Source organism: Marinobacter sp. C7 (assembly GCF_022343555.1).
In the GTDB taxonomy this organism is placed as follows: Bacteria; Pseudomonadota; Gammaproteobacteria; order Pseudomonadales; family Oleiphilaceae; genus Marinobacter.
The window spans coordinates 334,432-354,350 of the sequence record NZ_JAKQZH010000001.1; the positions used below are offsets into that span (position 1 = coordinate 334,432).

The 19,919-nt window shown below is 60.4% G+C and carries 19 protein-coding genes; 12 read left to right on the forward strand and 7 right to left on the reverse strand.

What is annotated here, in order from left to right; all coding sequences use genetic code 11:
• Positions 1-23 precede the first annotated feature (23 nt).
• The 3 genes from MD273_RS01505 (at position 24) to MD273_RS01515 (ending at position 2,274) form a co-directional block, all read left to right on the forward strand.
• The gene (locus tag MD273_RS01505; protein WP_239036007.1) at positions 24-308 is read left to right on the forward strand and encodes a hypothetical protein; all 285 of its coding nucleotides are present in this window, start codon (positions 24-26) and stop codon (positions 306-308) included.
• 83 nt (positions 309-391) lie between these two features.
• On the forward strand, positions 392-1,768 hold the full coding sequence (locus MD273_RS01510) for a class II fumarate hydratase (RefSeq protein WP_239036008.1): 1,377 nt from the start codon (positions 392-394) through the stop codon (positions 1,766-1,768).
• Positions 1,769-1,791: 23 nt separating this feature from the next.
• A complete protein-coding gene (locus MD273_RS01515; protein WP_239036009.1) occupies positions 1,792-2,274 on the forward strand; it encodes a CDP-archaeol synthase in 483 nt (160 codons plus the stop codon).
• Between the two features lie 12 nt (positions 2,275-2,286).
• On the opposite strand, the gene MD273_RS01520 is transcribed toward MD273_RS01515, so the two are convergent.
• The gene (locus MD273_RS01520) at positions 2,287-3,258 is read right to left on the reverse strand and encodes a metallophosphoesterase (protein ID WP_239036010.1); all 972 of its coding nucleotides are present in this window, start codon (positions 3,256-3,258) and stop codon (positions 2,287-2,289) included.
• Positions 3,259-3,462: 204 nt separating this feature from the next.
• Between MD273_RS01520 and msrA the strand changes: the two genes are divergently transcribed.
• Both msrA and msrB read left to right on the forward strand, forming a co-directional pair.
• Positions 3,463-4,113, forward strand: a complete 651-nt coding sequence (gene msrA / locus MD273_RS01525; RefSeq protein ID WP_239036011.1) for a peptide-methionine (S)-S-oxide reductase MsrA — start codon at positions 3,463-3,465, stop codon at positions 4,111-4,113.
• A gap of 11 nt (positions 4,114-4,124) precedes the next feature.
• A complete protein-coding gene (gene msrB / locus MD273_RS01530; protein WP_239036012.1) occupies positions 4,125-4,550 on the forward strand; it encodes a peptide-methionine (R)-S-oxide reductase MsrB in 426 nt (141 codons plus the stop codon).
• A 47-nt stretch (positions 4,551-4,597) separates the two neighbouring features.
• On the opposite strand, the gene sorU is transcribed toward msrB, so the two are convergent.
• Positions 4,598-4,918, reverse strand: a complete 321-nt coding sequence (gene sorU, locus MD273_RS01535) for a SorU family sulfite dehydrogenase c-type cytochrome subunit (protein ID WP_239036013.1) — start codon at positions 4,916-4,918, stop codon at positions 4,598-4,600.
• 59 nt (positions 4,919-4,977) lie between these two features.
• A complete protein-coding gene (gene sorT / locus MD273_RS01540) occupies positions 4,978-6,204 on the reverse strand; it encodes a SorT family sulfite dehydrogenase catalytic subunit (protein WP_239036014.1) in 1,227 nt (408 codons plus the stop codon).
• Between the two features lie 204 nt (positions 6,205-6,408).
• On the opposite strand from sorT, the gene MD273_RS01545 reads away from it, so the two are divergent.
• Positions 6,409-7,173 carry a lysophospholipid acyltransferase family protein gene (locus MD273_RS01545; protein ID WP_239036015.1) on the forward strand — a complete coding sequence of 255 codons (765 nt, stop codon included), beginning with the start codon at positions 6,409-6,411 and terminating at the stop codon, positions 7,171-7,173.
• Positions 7,174-7,189: 16 nt separating this feature from the next.
• Here the strand turns inward: MD273_RS01545 and MD273_RS01550 are convergent, their stop codons facing one another.
• Positions 7,190-8,179: a calcium/sodium antiporter gene (locus MD273_RS01550; RefSeq protein ID WP_239036016.1), complete on the reverse strand. Its 990-nt coding sequence runs from the start codon at positions 8,177-8,179 to the stop codon at positions 7,190-7,192.
• 13 nt (positions 8,180-8,192) lie between these two features.
• The gene (gene nhaD, locus MD273_RS01555; RefSeq protein WP_239036017.1) at positions 8,193-9,443 is read right to left on the reverse strand and encodes a sodium:proton antiporter NhaD; all 1,251 of its coding nucleotides are present in this window, start codon (positions 9,441-9,443) and stop codon (positions 8,193-8,195) included.
• A gap of 319 nt (positions 9,444-9,762) precedes the next feature.
• Here nhaD and mqo point away from each other — a divergent pair, with 319 nt between their 5' ends.
• The 5 genes from mqo to MD273_RS01580 all read left to right on the forward strand — a co-directional run bounded on the left by mqo (position 9,763) and on the right by MD273_RS01580 (position 17,359).
• Complete coding sequence (gene mqo, locus MD273_RS01560) at positions 9,763-11,244, forward strand: malate dehydrogenase (quinone) (RefSeq protein WP_239036018.1); 1,482 nt, start codon at positions 9,763-9,765, stop codon at positions 11,242-11,244.
• A 157-nt stretch (positions 11,245-11,401) separates the two neighbouring features.
• Entirely contained in the window at positions 11,402-12,634 is a 1,233-nt protein-coding gene (locus MD273_RS01565; protein ID WP_239036019.1) for an ATP-grasp domain-containing protein, read from the forward strand.
• A 56-nt stretch (positions 12,635-12,690) separates the two neighbouring features.
• Positions 12,691-14,715, forward strand: a complete 2,025-nt coding sequence (locus tag MD273_RS01570; protein WP_239036020.1) for a hypothetical protein — start codon at positions 12,691-12,693, stop codon at positions 14,713-14,715.
• Between the two features lie 65 nt (positions 14,716-14,780).
• On the forward strand, positions 14,781-16,451 hold the full coding sequence (locus tag MD273_RS01575; RefSeq protein ID WP_239036021.1) for an acetolactate synthase large subunit: 1,671 nt from the start codon (positions 14,781-14,783) through the stop codon (positions 16,449-16,451).
• Positions 16,452-16,492: 41 nt separating this feature from the next.
• A complete protein-coding gene (locus MD273_RS01580; RefSeq protein ID WP_239036022.1) occupies positions 16,493-17,359 on the forward strand; it encodes an apolipoprotein A1/A4/E family protein in 867 nt (288 codons plus the stop codon).
• Positions 17,360-17,390: 31 nt separating this feature from the next.
• On the opposite strand, the gene MD273_RS01585 is transcribed toward MD273_RS01580, so the two are convergent.
• Together MD273_RS01585 and MD273_RS01590 are read right to left on the reverse strand one after the other, a co-directional pair.
• Positions 17,391-18,080, reverse strand: a complete 690-nt coding sequence (locus MD273_RS01585; protein WP_239036023.1) for an outer membrane beta-barrel domain-containing protein — start codon at positions 18,078-18,080, stop codon at positions 17,391-17,393.
• A complete protein-coding gene (locus tag MD273_RS01590; protein WP_239036024.1) occupies positions 18,050-18,736 on the reverse strand; it encodes an outer membrane beta-barrel protein in 687 nt (228 codons plus the stop codon). Before MD273_RS01590 ends, MD273_RS01585 begins: the two co-directional genes overlap by 31 nt.
• Positions 18,737-19,240: 504 nt before the next feature.
• On the opposite strand from MD273_RS01590, the gene MD273_RS01595 reads away from it, so the two are divergent.
• Positions 19,241-19,918, forward strand: a complete 678-nt coding sequence (locus MD273_RS01595) for a hypothetical protein (protein ID WP_239036025.1) — start codon at positions 19,241-19,243, stop codon at positions 19,916-19,918.
• Position 19,919 lies beyond the last annotated feature (1 nt).

Genomic DNA, 19,919 nt, shown 5'->3' on the forward strand with positions numbered 1-19,919 from the left:
CCTTTGAACAGGAGACCCAGCGCATGAACCATTCCGACACCGGACTGACCAATCATGAGGTGACCATCTGCCTGGCCGGCGGCGCCGTGCTCGGCCCCTTCAATGCGACCTGGACCAGGAACGAGGGCGGAGACGTCCGCGAGCTTGTCCGGGAGTACGACGCCTTCCTGCAGGGTGAAAAACAGCACCGGTTCAAATTTCACCTGCACGACACCTACACCAATACTGTCCATACCCTGATTCTGAACTTTGAGCAGGTGACGGGGATTTGCGACCATGTCCGCTTGCGGAGCCACGCCAACGACTGAATGGCGCGCGGATTGATACACACCCGCGGCGGCTTCGTACCTGCGGCTGGAACCTCAATGTAGACGGACGGACAGGAGGGAACATGAGCGATTACAGAACGGAGCAGGACAGCCTGGGTGAGGTCCACGTGCCCGCCGATGCACTCTGGGGGGCCCAGACCCAGCGTGCAGTCGACAATTTTCCGGTCAGCGGCCAGCCCATGCCGGGGATGTTTATCAGGGCCGTGGCCCAGATCAAGAAGGCTGCGGCCGAGGCCAATACCAGTCTGGGCCTTCTCGACAACAGGCGCCGGGACGCCATCGTCGAGGCCTGTGATGCCCTGATCGGTGGCGACCATGCCGACCAGTTCCCGGTGGACCGGTTCCAGACCGGCTCCGGCACCAGCACCAACATGAACGCCAACGAGGTCATTGCCGCCCTGTGCCGGAAGGAAGGCGTCGATGTCCACCCCAATGATCACGTCAACATGAGCCAGAGCTCTAACGACGTGATCCCCACCGCCATCCACGTCAGTTCGGTCATGGCGGTCAAGGAATCCCTGGTACCGGCCCTGAGCCATCTGTGCGGTATTGTCTACGAGCGTGAGGCGTTGTTCTCCGAACAGGTGAAAACGGGTCGGACCCATCTGATGGATGCCATGCCGGTGACCCTGGGCCAGGAGCTCAGAACCTGGCGCGAGCAACTGGCGGCGGCCGAAAAGCGCATTGATGCGGCAACCGACGAGCTGATGGCTGTGCCGCAAGGGGGCACGGCCGTGGGCACCGGCGTTAATGCTGCTCCCGAGTTCGCCGGACAGTTCGTGAAATTCCTCAAGAGCAATACCGGCTATCCGTTCCGGTCCCTGGAGCACAAGTTCGTCGGTCAGAGTGCCGTGGATGCACCGGTGGCGCTGTCGTCCCAGTTGCGTGGGGGCGCCATCGTGCTCACCAAGATTGCCAACGACCTGCGCTGGATGAACAGTGGGCCGATCCACGGCCTGGCCGAGATCAGCCTGCCCGCCCTGCAGCCGGGGTCCAGCATCATGCCCGGCAAGGTGAACCCGGTCATTCCCGAATCCGTGGCGATGGTCGGAGCCCAGGTCATGGGCCTGGACAGCGCCGTGGCGATTGCCGGCCAGTCCGGCAATTTCCAGCTCAACGTCATGCTGCCGCTGGTGGGCGGAAACCTGCTGGATATGGTCAGCCTGCTGAGCAACGCTGCCACCCTCCTGGCGGACAAGGCGATCCGGGATTTCTCCGTCAACGCGGATAACCTCAATGCCGGTGTCGGCCGTAACCCGGTGTTGGTGACCGCCCTGAATCCGGAGATCGGCTACAGTCTGGCGGCGGATATCGCCAAGGAGGCGTATCGCACCGGTCGACCGGTCATCGATGTGGCCGAGGAGCGCAGCGGACTGAGCCGGGCGCGACTGGAACAGTTGATGGATCCCCTGAAGCTGACCCGGGGCGGTCTGGACTGACAAGCAAAAAGGAGCACTGGCAGTTGCTGTTATCGCTGGAATTGTATGTGATGCTGGTGCTAGCCAACGGCGCCCCCGTGGTCGCTGCCCGCATGCTAGGCGAGCGCTGGGACCAGCCTGTTGACGGCAACCGGCTCTGGTCCGATGGCCGGCCGGTGCTGGGGCAGAGCAAGACCTGGCGGGGGTTGGTCAGTGGCTGCCTGGCCTGTGCCCTGTTTTCACTGTCCACCGGACTGGGCTTCCTGTTCGGAGCACTGTTCGGATTCCTCGGGTTGCTGGGTGATATGGCCAGCAGCTTCATCAAACGTCGGATGGGGTTGCAGTCCAGCGCCCGGGCACTGGCCCTCGATCAGGTCCCGGAAGCGGCCCTGCCGATGGTGCTGGCGGTATTCTGGTTGCCGGTCGGGTGGGGCAGTGCACTGCTGGTGATCGTCCTGTTCACCCTCTCCAACATCCTGTTTTCCCCCTTGCTGCATCGACTTGGCATTCGCGACAAACCGCACTGAGGGCGGGGCTTGTTACGGCCCCCGGGTCAGGGTGTGGATGGTAATCTCGGGCGGGCAGTTCAGCCTGACATTGAGCACCGACGTGCCGGCTCCCGGGGAGGTATAGCCCTGCATCCCGTTGGCCTGCCAGTAGCCGCGGCCGAGGCGGCGTGGGCAGTCGGAGTCCAGGGTCACGGGAATGCCGCCGGGCAGGCAGATCTGTCCGCCGTGGGTGTGGCCGCACAGGAACACGTCGTAGCCGGCGTGGGCCGCTTCGCGCCAGATTTCCGGAGTATGGCTGAGCAGGATGCTGACACCCCCGGCGGGAATGTCATCCCCGGCCCGGTGCAGGTTGTGGACCTTGTAGAAGTGGGCGTCGTCCACGCCTGCGAGGAACAGCCGTTGACCGTTGCGTTCAAGGGGCTCCATCTCGTTCAGCAGCAACCGGTAGCCCATGTCCTCCAGTGCGGGCACCATACGGATGCTGTCATGGTTGCCGAGGACTGCATAAGGTTTGCCCTTGATAGCCGCGCGTAACCGGGCCATGCCGGCCAGCGCGGCGTCAACCGGCCCCCAGGTCAGGCGGCGGTAGTCACCCGTGAGCACACAAAGGTCATAATCAAGAGGCTCGATCTGCCGGATCACCGCCTGTAGGTTGGCCTCGTCCATATCCACATGCAGGTCGGTCAGATGCAGGATGCGGTAGCCTTCGAAGGCTTCGGGCAGATCAGCAATGACGAAACGGTTGTGAGCGGTGGACAGTTTCAGGGTATTGGCCTGGGCCCGACGGAACAGGCCAACGCACTGGAGACAGAACCGGATCAGGCCGGGGGCGTTGGTCAGGTTTTCCAGATGGAAGGAACGGTGATCCTTGCCGAAAACCAGGGCTTCGTATTCTTTCTCTATACCCATGCGCTGGCGGGCATGTACCGGCCCCAGGCGCAAGCCGAGACGATACTCCAGCAGTTCGTTCTGGTTTTCGGGTGCACGAGCCCTTGCCGTCATTGTTCTTTCCTTGATGCCGAGCGGGTTATGGCTGAGTGCCTGTGCAAAAAGCGATGGCAAACCCTGTCTTTCATTATGGATGGCTGGTGGGCGGATGCAACCGCTCCGGAACAATGTTCATGTTCTGTTCAGGGAAGTCCCGGTTTGGGGTTTGCTCGTAAAACTCATTAAGCTAGAGGAAAGGCATTCAATCCAGAGGTGACTATGACAGAGTCGTGCAATATCCCGGGCCTGACCGTGCCCCGCAGCCGTTTTCCGGATCCGGAACGGGACCTCCCCGCTGAGGGCGGGGAGGCACGTGTGGTGCTGGCCGGTGGCTGTTTCTGGTGTGTCGAGGCGGTCTTTCTGGCGATGGACGGAGTCAGCCAGGTGACCTCCGGTTATGCCGGGGGTAGTGCCGAAACTGCAAACTATGAAGCTGTCTGCACCGGCACTACCGGCCACGCCGAGGTGGTGGAAATCCGCTATGATCCGGCGAAGGTCAGTTTCGGCGAGCTGTTGAAAGTGTTCTTTTCCGTGGCGCACGATCCGACCCAACTCAATCGCCAGGGCAACGACCGGGGCACACAGTACCGTTCGGCGATCTTTTACGAGACGTCCGAGCAGAAAGCGGTTGCTGAGGCCTACATCCACCAGCTGGACGCCGCCGGAGTCTATCCCGACCCGATCGTTACCAGCCTCGAGCCACTGGAGGCCTTCTATCCGGCGGAGGAGTATCACCAGAACTTCGCCGCCCGGAATCCGTATCAGCCTTACATCATGGCGGTGGCGGCGCCAAAGATGGAGAAACTGCTGGATAGCTATGGCGACCGCCTGAAACCTGAATACACCGACAACGAACCGGGCCAGGCCTGAGGAGACAACTTATGACCGTATCCGCATCAGGTTATGACCTGACGCCATTGACGCAAGCTCAGGTGGACGAGAAAGCGGCAGATCTGACGCCGGATGAAAGGCGGGTGTTGCTCGATCACGGCACCGAACACCCGTTCTGTGGCACCCTGCTCGATAACAAGAAAGCCGGCGTCTACCATTGCCGGCTGTGTGACCTGCCACTGTTCAGTTCGGACTCGAAATTCGACTCCGGCACCGGTTGGCCGAGCTTTTTCCAGCCCTTTGATCCCGAGCATATCCGTTACCTGGACGATAACAGCCTGGGCATGACCCGCACCGAGATCCGGTGTCCGCGCTGTGACAGCCATCTGGGGCATGTCTTCCCCGATGGTCCACCACCGACCGGGCAGCGCTACTGCCTGAACTCTGTTGCCATGGTGTTCAGGGATAACGACTGACGGAGCGTGAAACCTGAGCAAAAACGGGGCGTGGGCCCCGTTTTTTGTTACTGGCCTCCGGTGACGGTCGAGACGTAACGGGCTACAGCCTTGATCTGTTCTTCCGACAGGCTCTCCCCGAACGCAGGCATCACACCGACGCCCTGGGTTACGGCCATCCTTACCCGCTCCTCGGTCGGTTTGAGATCGTCCAGGTTCGGACCGATGGCGCCCTCCGAGCCGGCATCGGCAAGGGTATGGCAGACGGTACATGAAGGTTGGGCTTCCTGGGTAAAGACGGCCTTGCCCCGGGTTGCCAGGTCGTCTGCGGAAGCGTGGAAGGCAGCGATCAACAGGCCGGTGATGGCCAATACAGCGTTCTTGTTCATCTGGTATGGATCCGAAAATGATGGGGCGGCTGGTTTTCCAGGTCAGCCGCCCCGGATGATTAGCTGACCGTGACGGTTACTCCGTGATCCTCCCAGCCATTGTGTCCATACCCGCGCTCGTTGTCGGTGCGGCCTTGCGGCTGGCTGTTGCCTTCGACATCGGTTGCCTTGCTCACAATGCGGTGCTCGCCGGCTGAGAGGTCTGCGGCCATGACAAACGGACGCCAGGCGTAGGGGCCGAGATCCGGTCCCAGGAACCGGGCCTGACTCCAGCTCTCGCCGCCATCGGTAGAGACTTCCACCTTGTCCAGGGGCCGGGTGCCGCCAAAGGCCACGCCGTAAATCATATTGCGGCCGGCACGACCGGTTTCCAGGGGGGCGGTTACCCAGGACTTCACGTTCATCTCCCACATGGACGGCTGGTCCGGTGCGCCTTTCTTGCCGACGTCACGGATACGGTAGCCGGACGCCTGGATCTTGGCGTCTGTCTGGCTTTCGGTAAAGGCAACGTTTTTCACATACTTGACGTTGTTAACGCCGTAGAAACCCGGTACCACCATCCGCAGCGGGCCGCCATGGGTCAGTGGCAAGGGCTCGTCATTCATCTCCCAGGCCAGAACGGCAGAGTCCAGCGCGTGCATCGGAACGGAGCGCTCCACCATGACCGTCTTGGGATCAAGCCCGTCTGGCAGCGTTTCGCCGCCGGTGCTGGTGATGTATTTCATGCCTGCCGCGGGCCCGCCCAGAGCCTCCACGACCGTTTTCAGTGGAACCCCGGTCCACATGACGCAGCCTGCTGCGCCCACCGACCACTGGGTACCGCTGGCGCCATGCGGAAAGAAGGCCCGACCGTTGCCGGAACACTGCAGTACGGATGCGACGGTGGTAACACCCAGGGACTTGAGTTCACCAATGGTCAACGCGCGTGGATTTTTCACCCCCTCGATATTCACCTCCCAGGCATCCCGATCCGCCACGATCTGCTCGGGGGGCGCCGGCAGGTTGTTCCGGACAAACAGCCGGTCACTGGGGGTGATTACGCCCTGGCCGATGGCTCCGCGCCGGGTTTCCATGGTATTGGCACTGTGAAGGATGAGCGCGTTGCGTTCCTTCCAGGCGGCGTAATCCGGCAATGTTTTCGGCTCTTCGCCCCGTGCCAGCGGGGCGAATCCCAGCAGGCTCACGGCCGCCATGGCGCCGGCACTGCCAAGCAGCAGGGTTCTGCGCCCCGGATTGGCGAGACCGGGGTCGTTTGGCCCTCTTTTCAACTCGATTGGGTGTGTCATGGTGCCTCTCCTTGTTGGCCTTGTCCCAGGGCAATGCCCTCCGCGACCTTCGGGTCGCAGTTATATTCTTAGTATATATAGTAGAGTTCAAAAATTGATCAATGCGGATTTCGCCGTTATCCACCGGCATCGGGACCCGCTATAATGCGCCGCTGATGACGCTGCCCCAGAATCGACGATGACCCGGAAAAGGACCACGCGCCCATGATCCGACTGAAACTGAATCCGCTCACCGAATCCGCCACGCTGTTGCGCCGTGCGGGTGTGGTTCTCGGTTCAGTGGGGCTGACGGCCCTGTATTCTCTGCTGATTTTGTTGCGTGCCCTGTTCGGCAAGCTGGATCGCCGGATCGTCGACCAGTACTGCCGGGAATGGTCGGCGGCGTTGTTGCGGCTGGTGCGTGCCAACCTGACCGTGCGGGGCGAGGTGCCTGATTTCGGGGATGGCCGGCGATACATCATTATGTGCACCCACGCCAGTCACTACGATATCCCGGTCAGCTTCGTCTCCTTGCCCGGATCTATCCGGATGCTGGCCAAGAAGGAGCTGTTCAGTATTCCGCTCCTTGGTCAGGCCATGCGTGCGGCGGAGTTTCCTTCGGTGGATCGTTCCAACCGTAACCGGGCTGTCCGGGATCTGGAGCGTGCCAGGGATATGATGGAAAGCGGTATCGTGCTCTGGGCTGCACCGGAGGGTACCCGTTCCCCGGATGGCAAGCTGCTGCCCTTCAAGAAAGGCTGTTTCCATCTGGCACTGGATACTCAGGCCGTCATCGTCCCGGTGGCGGTTCGTGGTATCCACCAGGTATTGCCGGCCCGAACCTGGCAGATCAACCTGGGGCAGCCGGTGGATGTGCGTGTTGGCCAGCCCCTGGACGTGGCGGGCAGGTCCAAGCAGGATCTGCCAGAGATCATGGCTGAGGTGCGAGCCCGGCTGGAAGGCTTGCTGGGAGATGGCGAGGCCGAGTGAGCCGGCCCCGCCCGGGTCATGTGGTGGAGGTGCCTGCTGTGACGACCGTCGTAAGCAGATAACCGGTGTAGGCGACATACACCAGTAACAGGATACCGCCGTCCAGACGGCTTATCTTTCTGTGCCAGCCGGTGAGGCCGAAGCCCATGATGAGCAGGCCAACGGTCAGCGCGAGCATCAGCGTCCAGTCCCGGTACAGGACTTCCGGGTCCACTTTCAGTGGCTCGATGGCCGCGGCAAGCCCCACGACGGCCAGGGTATTGAAGATGCCCGATCCCAGGATGTTGCCGAGAATCAGGTCGTGTTCGTTCTTTTTTACCGAGGCGAGGGCGGAGGCCAGTTCCGGCAGGGATGTGCCGATCGCCACAATCGTCAGGCCAATCACGAGGTCACTGACGCCCAGGCTCTGGGCAATGGTCACCGCCCCCCAGACCAGGATCCGGGAGCTGACAACCAGCAACACCAGACCGATCACCAGCCAGAGAATGGCGGATTTCAGTGGCATGGGGTGGGCGATGATTTCGGCATCGGTCTCGCCTCCCAGGGGGTCATCCTTGCCACGGATTCCCTGGAAGATGGACCAGCCCATCACGCCTGCGAATACCAGCAACAGGATCGCGCCATCGAGGCGGGTCAGGTTGCCATCAATCAGCTGAGCGCCGGCAATCAGGGTGAGAATGACCAGCAGTGGCAGCTCTTTCCGGATCACCTGGGAGTGAACCGCGATGGGAGCGATGACGGCGGTCAGGCCGACAATCAGGGCGATGTTGGTGATATTGGAGCCGTACCCGTTACCTAGGGCCAGCCCGGGATTGCCATCAGCAGCCGCCATGGCCGAAACCGCCAGCTCGGGCGCGGAGGTGCCAAAGCCGATAATCACCATGCCGATCAGCAGGGAGGGCATGCCCAGATGCTTGGCGGTTGCCGCCGCCCCTTCCACGAATTTGTCAGCGCTCCAGACCAGCAGCACCAGCCCGGCAAGGATTGAGCCAAAAGCCATCAACATAACAATTTAAGCCTCAGTTTATGAATCGTCCGAGCATGTAAACCCCGGCGTAGCCGAGGGTGTAGGCGGCCAGGAGGTGGGCAAGATACCGCATGTAGGCTCCGAAGGTCAGCCCTGCGATCTTGCTCATGGCCACAATACCGGCTGCGGAACCGATGATCAGCAGCGAACCACCCACGCCGACGGCGTAGGTCAGGCCCATCCACTCTCCGCGTGTCATCTCGATGCCCGACTTCAGGAGCGCGGCGGTCAGCGGCACATTATCAATGACCGCCGAAAAGATTCCCATCAGGTAATTGGCATACAGCGGAGGGAGGAGGTCATAGATCGCCACCAGGGAGTCCAGGGCATGGATCTCCTTGAGCATGCCCACCAGCAGCAGGATGCCCAGGAAGAACAGCAGGGTTTCGAATTCGATGATCCGGATGTATTCCAGGATCGGGTCCAGATCCGAGTCATCACTCATAAAGCGCGAGACCAGGAACATGATCGAAAGCCCGAACAGGAAGGTAAGGACCGGCGGGATGCTGAACAGGGCATTGCCCGCGATGGTGCACAGGATTGTCAACAAAAACAGACCACTGATGACAGCATCCACTCTACGGACCGGGGTGGTGCTGGAACGAAGTGTCACGGTGCCTGTCAGTCCTCGTGAAAGGAAGACCGCAAGGATGAAAACGGTAATGGAAGCTGGCAGCGCGAGGGTGAGCAGAGTCAGTATTTGCACCTTGTCCGCGAGGAATATCATCAACGTGGTGACGTCGCCGGTAATCAGGGAAACGCCTCCGGAATTCACCGCAAAGACCACCAGGGTGACGAACTGCAAGCGCTTTTTCAGCTCCAGATTCAGGGACAGAATCAGGGAGCATGAGACTAAAGTGGCAGTTATATTGTCTGCTAAAGACGAGAAAATGAAACAGAAGAGACCGGTCAGGAACAGCAGTCGTCGTTCGCCTACCTGCCTCGGCATGATCAGATAGATTACGTTCTCGATCATTCCCTTTTTATTCAGGTAGGCGACGAAGGTCATCGCCGCGACCAGAAACAGCCAAAGCCCCGCGATTTCGGCAATGCTCTCCGTGAGCCCGGTGGTGACGGCCTCGGTCTCCTCGGGCGAGTCGCTGAACAGGAACAGCAGCACCCAGGCCAGCGTGCCGAAAAACAGCGTAACCTTGGCTTTATTGATGTGGGTAATCTCTTCGAAGATGACTCCCAGAAGAGCCAGAACAGCAAGAATAATCAGAACAGTATCAAGAGCGGACATTGGGCACCCCGACGTGGTGACTCTGGCAAGGCCTCAGGCAGGCCCCAAAAAAGACGCGCCGGATTGTAGACGTTTGACCCGTGAGGGGCCACTGTCCGTAACAGGCATACAGGACCGGATGCATGCGGGCCCGGGGCCGGCAGGATTCCAACGGTTGACATTCGCAATTTATTATTTCGACGAAAATCGGGATAATTGCGCGCAAATTCAGACCGGAAGCAGACGGCGGCGCATACCTGACGCTTGACCGGCTTCCGACAGGCCTCGTTGCTGATCGTGGCGGGGCGAACAGGTTCATTACTAACCAGGGTACAAACCAATGGCCGTTAGACAGGCAGACGTAGTGCTGGTCGGCGGTGGCGTCATGAGCGCCACCCTCGGCATGATGCTCAAACAGCTCGATCCGTCGCTGGACATCGTCATGGTGGAGCGTCTTGACCACGTTGCCCATGAAAGCACGGACGGATGGAACAACGCGGGTACCGGCCATGCCGGCTACTGTGAACTCAACTATACCCCGGAGACCGACGATGGCGACGTCGCCATCGAGCGGGCACTGAAGATCAACGCCCAGTTCGAGGTTTCCCTGCAGTTCTGGTCCTATCTGGTCGAGCAGGGCGTGCTGTCCGATCCGAAATCCTTCATCAACCGCACCCCCCACCAGAGTTTTGTCTGGGGTGAGAAGGACGTGGCGTTCCTGAAACGTCGCCACCAGAAGCTCAGTGCCCATCACCTGTTCCGGGAAATGGAATACACCGAGTCTCCGGACGTTCTGGAAGAGTGGATGCCACTGGTGGTTAACCACCGTGACCCCATGCAGCGCGTGGCCGCCACCCGGATCAATCATGGCTCGGATGTCGATTTCGGCTCCCTGACCCGCAGCATGGTGGAATGGCTGGAAACCCAGGACAATTTCGAACTGATGCTCAGTTGCCCCGTGCATTATATTGACCAGCGCGATAACGGCCGCTGGAAGGTGCGCGTGAAGAACCAGAAAACCGGCGAACTGACCAAGCTGGAAGCCGGCTTCGTGTTCCTCGGTGCAGGCGGCGGAGCCCTGCCGCTGTTGCAGAAATCGGGCATCGAGGAAGCTCGCGGCTACGGCGGGTTCCCGGTCAGTGGCCAGTGGCTGGTGTGCGGCAAACCGGATATTGTTGAGCAGCACAACTCCAAGGTTTACGGCAAGGCGCCCATCGGTGCGCCCCCCATGTCAGTGCCGCACCTGGACACCCGGATCATCAATGGTGAGCCGGCCCTGCTGTTCGGGCCGTTCGCCGGTTTCACCACCCGCTTCCTGAAGCAGGGGTCCATTTTTGACCTGATCGGCTCGGTGCGCACTACCAACCTCAAGCCGATGCTGTCGGTCAGTAAGAGCAACATGGATCTGACCCGCTATCTGATTGGCGAGGTGTTTCAGTCCCATGCCGACCGCGTTGCCTCGCTGCGCAACTTCTTCCCGGACGCCCGGGAAGAGGACTGGAAGCTTCAGATGGCTGGTCAGCGCGTGCAGATCATCAAGCAGACCGAGGATGGCGGCGGCAAGCTGGAATTCGGAACCGAGATCGTCGCGGCCAAAGATGGCAGCCTGGCGGCACTGCTTGGGGCCTCTCCGGGCGCCTCGACAGCGGCCAACGCCATGATCGATGTGCTGGAGCGCTGCTTCCCGGAGAAATTGAAAACGGCCCAGTGGCAGGAGCGTATCCGGGACCTGGTGCCGTCTTATGGCCAATCCCTGGTGGAGGACGAGGCATTGCTCACCAAGGTGCGCGAACGGACGCTCTCGACCCTCAAACTCGCCTGATATAACTAATCGGTCTAGAACCGAGGCAAAACGCGGCGGAAAGCGGGGCTAACCTGCGGTCCGCCGCGTTTTTTTTGGGGTGAACACCATGGCCCGGGTTGCGATTTGTTACAGGGAGCCTAGGGTAAGTAGACACCCAGTAGAAAGGAGAGAGCCTATGAGTGAGCACCAGTACGATCCCGAGAAGGGGTATGTCGCGCTGCTCGGATGGAGTCTGAACGCCGTCGAGGCGGCGGACAAATTTGACCGCCGTTATGTCGTCGTGGCTCCGGACTGGGCAGAGGCCTATTGCGAGGAGCACAAGATTCCCTACGTGCCCTGGAATTTCGAGAGGCTGAACGATCGCTCCTTTGAAATCGCCCAGACCCTGAAAGAAATGGGTGTCGATGTTGCCATTCCATTGTTTGAGGAAACCGTCGAATGGGCGGGCGCCATCAACTCGGTACTGATGGATAAACCGAGGCTGTTTGGTCAGGCCATGCTGCTTCGGGACAAGGCATTGATGAAACGCCGTGCCCAGCTGGGCGGCATCCGCGTCGGTATCTTCGAGGAGGCGCACGACCGTGACGATGTCATCCGTTTCCTGAAACGGGTGAACCAGACCCTGCTGAAACTGGACGGCGACCCGAACGACCCCATTCACCTCAAGGCCTTCGACAAGGCCGGTTGTCTCGGTCACCGGGTGATCCGCACCCCGGACGAGGTGGATACCATCCCGGATGAAGAGTTCCCGGTGCTGATGGAGTCTCACCTGGATGGCTGGGAATTTGCCGTCGAGGCCTGGATCCACAACGGCAAGATCCGGTTCCTGAACATTTCCGAGTATGTCACTCTCGGCTACTCGGTGTTTGTGCCGGCCACGCCGGACCTGGAGAAATACCGGGAGCAAATCACCAGGGAAATCGAAAAGCTGATCAAGACCTTCGACATTGACTTCGGTTTTGTCCACCCCGAGTACTTCGTGACCAGTGATGGCACCATGTACTTTGGCGAGGTGGCCTATCGTCCGCCCGGTTTCAAGGTGTTCGAACTGCTTGAGCGCTCCTATGGCTTCAATGCCTACCAGGGCATGATCCTTGCGTTCGACCCGAAAACCACCGAAGAGGAGATCACCGCGTTCTTCCCGAAAGAGGTGGTCGATGCCAAGGGCTACGCCGGATGCTTCGGGGTTTACCCGCGTCGTCGGGTGGTCAGCCGGTTGGAAATTCCGGAAGAAACCGAGAACGACGACTACTTCGAAAGCCACGAGCTCACCCCTCCGCTGGAGGAAACGGTCACCAAGCGGACTGCTTTCGGTACCCATTGGGGGCTGGTCTATTTCTTCGGCGATGACCCTTACCGGATGAGGGATTTGCTGAAACATCAGGAAGAGCTCGATTTCTATGTATAATCGGGAGAGCAATCAATAATAATCGGGTTTGGCGCAGGCCCTCAGGAGAACGTCGTTTGAGCGATCACCAACCGGGCAGTGCAGTACCGGCGGTCAATATGGACAAGCTGGTGCAAAGACTTGATGAGTCGATCCAGGCTCTTGAAGAAAGCCGGTCCTTTGCCAGGGCCGGTAAGCTCCCGCGGGTGTTTGATATTGCCCGCAGGGTGCTGTTGCAGCCGGGGGGCTGTCAGGTAATCGAGGAGCGCTCACAACGTCTGGAACAGGCCGGTGTCTTTGCCGGCACCGACTGGTCCGACCCGAGCATCCTGCTGCCGTCCCTGACCACCCACTCCCTTCAGAGCACGAATGCCGATACCGTGGTGGTTGAGGCCTTCAGTGAATTGCGTCTGCTGGCGGTGGCCCGCGGACTTTACCTCCATCCGTCGGTGTCGGCGGAGCAGGCCCACCATTACCTGACCCAGGTGCTTGCCATCAATCTCGGCCTCCTGTTCGGCATGACCGGTGAAGCTGAGCGAGAGCAGGGCAGGCTGGCTCTGATCAGCCAGTCGGTTGTGCAGTATGTGGCGGCGCATATCGGTTACGAACATGTGATCGACAGTCTGATCGAGGAAATCTGGCGTATCCTGCAGCAGCGGCCGATACAGGTCACTGATGTGCGGCGGATGATCACCCAGATTGCGCTTTGCCGTGCCGATCCGAACGCCGACCTTGGCAGCGCCGGCCGGGGAGCAGATCGCCTGATCTCCAGCCTTTACGGTCCGACCCGGGCCTGCAGCGAGGACCCCGGTACCGTTGTCTACGAGCAGCGTCTCGAATCCATGGATGCCCAGGCCCTGCAGAATGAAGCCACCGGCTTTGCCCGATCCATGCACGATACCGGCCTGGTATCGCCCTATCACGCCACGTTCGTGCGCTTCATTCTGGAGGACCAGGACGCCCTCCTGAGCGAGGCCCTCGGCCTGTCCAGCACTGGCCGCGATTGCCTGCTGTGCTACCGGGAACTGGTCCATACCCTGATCCGGGAAGGTATTTTCCCGGGGACCGCCCAGGGCTTGTATGGCCTGGCGCTTATGTTGGAGCGGGGCATCCTGTACCAACCGCCGGTGGCCCCGGCGCTCTGGCGCCAGGTCCGCTTGTCCCTGTGTCCGGAGGCGCGGGAACGCCTGCAGTTGGCCTATGGTTACGAGCCGCCGCCAGCGGCCTGGCTGATCCAGGGGGTGCTGAACATGCTGGGCCAGCCATTGGGTGTCGGCCAGGGCAACAACCCCACCTGCCAGTCGGCCCGGGCCTTGTCGATGTGGGCCTACAACGATCCGGACTACCTGTTGCAGATGGTCGCCTGGGCGGCCCGGGACAACGAGATCATGATGCACTTCGAGGGCCAGCCGGTTTCCTCGTCGCAAAGTGCGGGCGGTGTAGCGTCGGAGGTTACCCTCGATCTTGATCCGGTATCCCTGGTGGTGGTTCCGCACCTGGACCGCATATACGCGGAAATGGGCCGGCTCTGCGCGGGGCGCGAGGGCGATCCACACCGGTGGGTGAACCCCGAGTTCCACGGCTGGTCCGCCGGTCGCGGTTTTGCCATCAACGTGGATGTGGGGACCGGTAAGCTCGATGACCCCGAAGGCTTTATCCGCCATTTTTACGCCAGTTACCATCCCTACTACAACGGGAACCAGCCCCTGATCCATCCCCAGCCTGCGGGCATTGCCGTCACCGACAGTGCCGCACGGTTTATCGGGTGGCACGCCATCACCATCCTGCGGGTGGCGCTGGATCCTGACGGGGAGATGCGAGTCTATTTCTTCAATCCCAACAACGACAGCGGTCAGAACTGGGGCGATGGCGTGCGGGTGAGCACGTCCGGCCATGGCGAACGCTTTGGCGAGTCGTCGCTCCCGTTTGAACAGTTCACCTCACGGCTCTATATCTTCCACTTCGATCCGCTCGAGCGTGGTGAGCCGGCGGACGTCAGCCAGGACGAGCTGGGCCGGGTCCTCGATGCCATATACCGGAGCTGGGGTGTGGATCGGGTGCCCGCGGACACGCTCCAGGCCGAGCCCCCAAGAACCGACTGACTTGCCGGCACGGTTGGAAAGAATGCTATGCTCGACGTCAAATCGGCCTGACGGAGAGCCAGAGCATGACCAACGCGCAAGCCAAGCCGGGTAACGGGGCGGAGCTGTTTATCCGGGCCCTGGAGAACGAAGGCGTCAAATACATCTTCGCGGTGCCGGGTGAGGAGAACCTGGACCTGCTTGAGGCGCTCAGAAACAGCCATATCCAGCTGATCCTGAATCGACATGAACAGGCGGCGGGGTTCATGGCCGCGACCTATGGTCGTCTGACCGGAAGGGTCGGGGTTTGCCTGTCTACCCTGGGGCCGGGTGCCACCAACCTGGTGACTGCAGCCGCCTATGCCCAGCTCGGCGGCATGCCGATGATGATGATTTCCGGACAGAAGCCGATCAAATCCTCCAAGCAGGGCTTGTTCCAGATCCTCGATGTGGTCGACCTGATGCGACCGCTGACCAAGTACACCCGCCAGATTTCCAACGCCAATACGATCCCGGCCAAGGTGCGGGAAGCCTTCCGGCTGGCATCCGAGGAACGCCCCGGGGCCGTGCATCTGGAACTTCCCGAGGACATAGCTGCAGAGAAGCCGGCACCGGATACCCACATCTTTGCACCCAGCGATGCCCGGCGGCCCTCCGCCAGCCAGAAGAGTCTGGAGATTGCCTGCGATATGCTGCGTGAGGCCAGGCACCCGCTGATCATGATTGGCGCGGGAGCAAACCGGAAGCGGGTCTCCCAGGCGCTGATCCACCTGGTAAACACCACCAACATCCCGTTCTTTACCACCCAGATGGGCAAGGGCGTGGTAGACGAACGCCACCCCCGATACCTGGGCAATGCGGCATTGTCAGCCGGAGACTTCGTTCATCGGGCCATCGACCATGCCGACCTGGTGATCAATGTCGGCCATGACGTGGTGGAAAAACCCCCTTTCTTCATGAAGCCGGGTGGCAAGAAGGTTATCCATGTGAACTTCTCCGGAGCCGATGTCGACCCGGTGTATTTTCCGCAGCACGAAGTGGTGGGGGACATCGCCAACAGCGTGGAATACATGGCGGAGAACTGCGGGATCTGCCACAAACACGATTTCAGTCGGTTCATGGAAGTAAAGGCTGCCGTTGACCGGCACCTCCAGGACCAGGCCGAGAGTGACCGCTTTCCGGTGATCCCCCAGCGCATTGTCCATGACGTTCGGGCGGTGATGCCCGAGGACGGTATCATTGCCCTGGACAACGGCATGTACAAACTCTGGTTTGCCCGTAACTACCCGGCCTATGACAACAACACCGTGCTGCTGGACAACGCCCTGGCGTCCATGGGTGCCGGCCTGCCCAGCGCCATGATGGCATCGATGCTGTATAAGGATCTGAAGGTCATGGCCATCTGCGGTGACGGCGGTTTCATGATGAATAGCCAGGAACTGGAGACGGCGGTCAGGCTGGAACTGAATCTGGTGGTGCTGATCATCAATGACAGCGCGTACGGCATGATCAAGTGGAAACAGGCCCAGGAGGGGCTGGCTGATTTCGGCCTGGATTACCGCAATCCGGACTTCGTGAAATACGCCGAATCCTACGGCGCCACGGGGCACCGGGTATCCCGCACTGAGGACCTGCAGCCGACGCTTGAGCGGGCGCTGGCGGCCGGGGGTGTACATCTGGTGGACGTGCCGGTGGATTACAGTGAAAACCGCCGGGTCTTTGATGAGGAGTTGGCGGAACTGACCCGTCGGCTGTAGCGTTGTATCATTGCGATCGACGATACCAAAGGATGTACGCAATGATGTTTTCCCGTTTCCGATGGCTGGGACTGGCGGCAGGTCTGCTGGTGTTGGCCGGGTGTAGCAAGCCCGAAACCCCTCAGGAAGTGGCCGCCGCCTTCTGGCAGGCCATGGCCGAAAACGATGTGGGCGATGTTGTCGAGCTTTCCACTCTGACCGACGAAGCTCAGTTTGATGCCTACCGGCGTGACTGGACCAATGCGGTGCCTTCGTTCGGCCGGGTGGTTATCGAGGAACGGGAGGCGAGCATTGTCACCCGTCTGCCCACGGAAGAAGCTTCGGGGGGGGAGCGGCTGGAGCTGGAGACGTACCTGGTCTCCACCGCCGAGGGATGGCTCGTGGATTACCAGCGCACCGGCGATGCCATTCTCAACCCCTCCCCGTTCAGCGGACTGATGGGCCAGCTCAACAGTCTCGGGGAAAAACTCTCCTCCAGCTTTGCCCGATCTTCCGAAGATCTGGAGGCTCGTATGAATGAGCTGTCACAGGATCTGGAGGCGTACTCCGACGAGCTCCGGGCCCGGGCGGAAAGTGCCATGGAAGACTTTGCGGAGGCGCTGCAGGAGGCAATGAAAGATCTGGAGGAGTCCCTGAACGACTCCCTGGAGGACAACGACGAGGCTCCCCAGGAGGATCGGGTGATCCTTGAGCAGGCCTCGCGGGATCTGGATCAGAAGGCAGAAGCTCTGGACGAGCCCACCGCAGAACACCTGGCTGATGCGACCCGCGCGGTCGCCCAAGCGGGAGAGAGCTTCTCTCGCCTCAGCAGCGAAACCTGGACGGAGTACCGGGAGCAATGGGAGGCCCGGCTCGACGAGATACGCGCCGACACGAGGGCCTTTTTCGAGGATCTGGGCCAGCGTTAACCGCAGGCCCGGTCATGCGGGCTGGCGGGGCTCAGAAGAACAGGGTGATGCCTGACGACAGCTCGATGTTGTGGGTCAGCTGGGACTCGCGGATCAGGTCGCTGTTGAACATGTGGTCCCGGAAGTCCACGTGCACCGTCAGCCAGTCCAGCAGCACGATGCGGAACCCGGTCCCGAGGGTGGTGGTGAAATTGCTTTCGCCACCGAACTCGGTGTTGCCGACACCGCCCACCAGGTAGAACGCCGAGTTGAACGTCAGTGAATCGCTGAAGAAGATTTCCCCGGGGAAGATGTTGTAGCCCACGAGGAAATCGTAATAGCTGTAGTCCCGGTCATCGTCCGTCAATAGCCGGACGTTGGAGCCACTGAGTTCCTCGAAGGAAGTCAGTCCGGCTTCGCTCACCCCGTAGTTGAATTGCAGGAAGAAGTCCTCAGTAGCGTGGAAGGCTGCGCTGACACCGAACAGGGGTTCACTGCTGAAGTTGTCAATGGTCAGCATGCCGGCAAAGGCGCCAACCTCGAAGAACTCCGCATCGATATCCGCTTCGCTGATACTGCGGGGCTCGATATCCGGCTCGATCACCTGAACCGGCGCGGAACCGCCCTCCTGTGCCAGCAGCGGCCCCGACGGCGTCAGTGCCAGCAGCCCGGTTAACAGCGCAATGCCGATGACCCGCGGCTTGCGGGTGCTCAAAAGAACGTGTTGAGACCGATTTTCCATTCGCTTAAACCTGTGCTGTCAGAATTGGACGACACCGAGTACACCCGATACTCGGCACGGATCAGGAAATTCCTGCCAATGTAGTAACCCAGCCCACCCCCGAAGGTGACCCCGTCGGCATCCCCCAGATCACTCAGAAGTACTTTTTGCCGGGCGTCGAATGAGAACTGGCTATAACCGGCCAGCGCGTAGGGGGTTAAGGACCATTGGTGCAGGGGTTCGATCACCAGGTTCGCGCCGTAGTAGTCGCTGGTCACCGACTGGTTATAGATCTTGCCTGCCTCAAGCTCGGCGCCGAGCCAGGTCAGGGGCCGATAGCCGGCGGTCAGGCTAAAACTTGGGGAGTCCTCGAACATGCCGGCGGTAAATCCCACGCGCCAACTCGATTCCAGGTACTGGCCATGGCTTACCTCGGGCAGATCGGCAGGAAGACCGGTCGGCTGCAGGGTGCGTCCCAACTGGGTCGCCTTGGTCCAGCCGGTTTCTCCGGAAACGGCCCGCACCTTGTACCAATTGGTTTTCCGCTTCAGCAGTTCGACCTGTTCGCCTTTTTCAATCACATGAAAAACGGGGTAGCCGCGGCCGGGTGCCGTGTGCAGCTCGATAAAGGGATCGGCCACCTCCAGAGTGGGAGCGGGATCCGCCGCCTGTGACACCCCGGGACAGGTTCCTGCGACCAGGAACAGCGCCGTGAAAAATGCCGGCGCCGATGGTTTGCTGGGATTGCCCCTGAAAAACCGGGCAAATCGTGATGTGGTTCTGCACGTCTTCCTGATCACCGGACTGACCACCTATTGGGAATGTTAAATTAAGTTAACCAATGTAAATAAATGTTTTTAAATAAAAAAATTTTGAGTTGCGGGGAACTTTGGCCGTCAGCCCGGCGTTAGGCAACTGTCTCTTGGTTTTTTTGCGAAGGCCTCCACAGAAACAGAATCACGGGTCAAATCCTCCATTCCCATTCTGCGAAGCTGTGCTAGCGTATTTCACATTATTTGACGATCGAAACATCCCAAAAGAAATCTGACCGCTTTCCAGGAAAAAAGGGCCGCTAAAAAGAGCCTTCGGAAACCAGGCCAGAGAACTCAAAAGTCAGTCCCCTGAATGTTCACTTAGCGTTGTCGGCAGCGTTTCTGGCAAGCCGGCGCAGGAGCAGGATGGTGGCTTTTCTATCTGAAAATGGACTGTGCGGTGCTTTCGGCACCGGCTTGCGGAGCCGTCGTGGGGTTCTGGTGTTGCTGTGCCTGATTCTCGCGGGCGCGCCGGCCAATGCGACCGAACCGGCAACCGGCAGCGAGGATGTGCCCGGAGAGTCCGCGGCCGGTGTCGCCCTGGACCGCATTATCGAGACTCCGCTGTCTGTCCGTGAGAGCCGTGAGAGGGCGCAGCGGGCGGTCAACGAACTGTCGCGGGATATCCAGGACCTGAAGCAAACCGTTGTGACCCTGAACAAGGATCTCCGGGTGCTGGAGGAAGATCTGCTGTTCCCGGCCAACACCCGGTTTCACGTCTTTGTTTCCCTCAACGTGGGGGAGTACTTCCGCCTCGAAGGGGTAGAGCTGCGCCTGGATAACCAGGTCGTGTCCACCTACCTGTACAGCGCTGAAGAGCGCCAGGCGCTGGCGAAGGGCGGTAAGCACCAGCTGTATCTCGGCAATCTGAGCCCCGGCCAGCATACCCTGTCCGCGTTCTTCGTCGGCCAGGGGCCCAATGGTCGTGAGTACAAGCGTGGCAGCAGCCTGCGCTTCACCAAGGAACAGGGCCCGAAATTCGTCGAGCTGGCGGTGGCAGATTCCGAAGCCCGTCAGCAGCCCGAATTCATGGTTCGGGAGTGGTAAG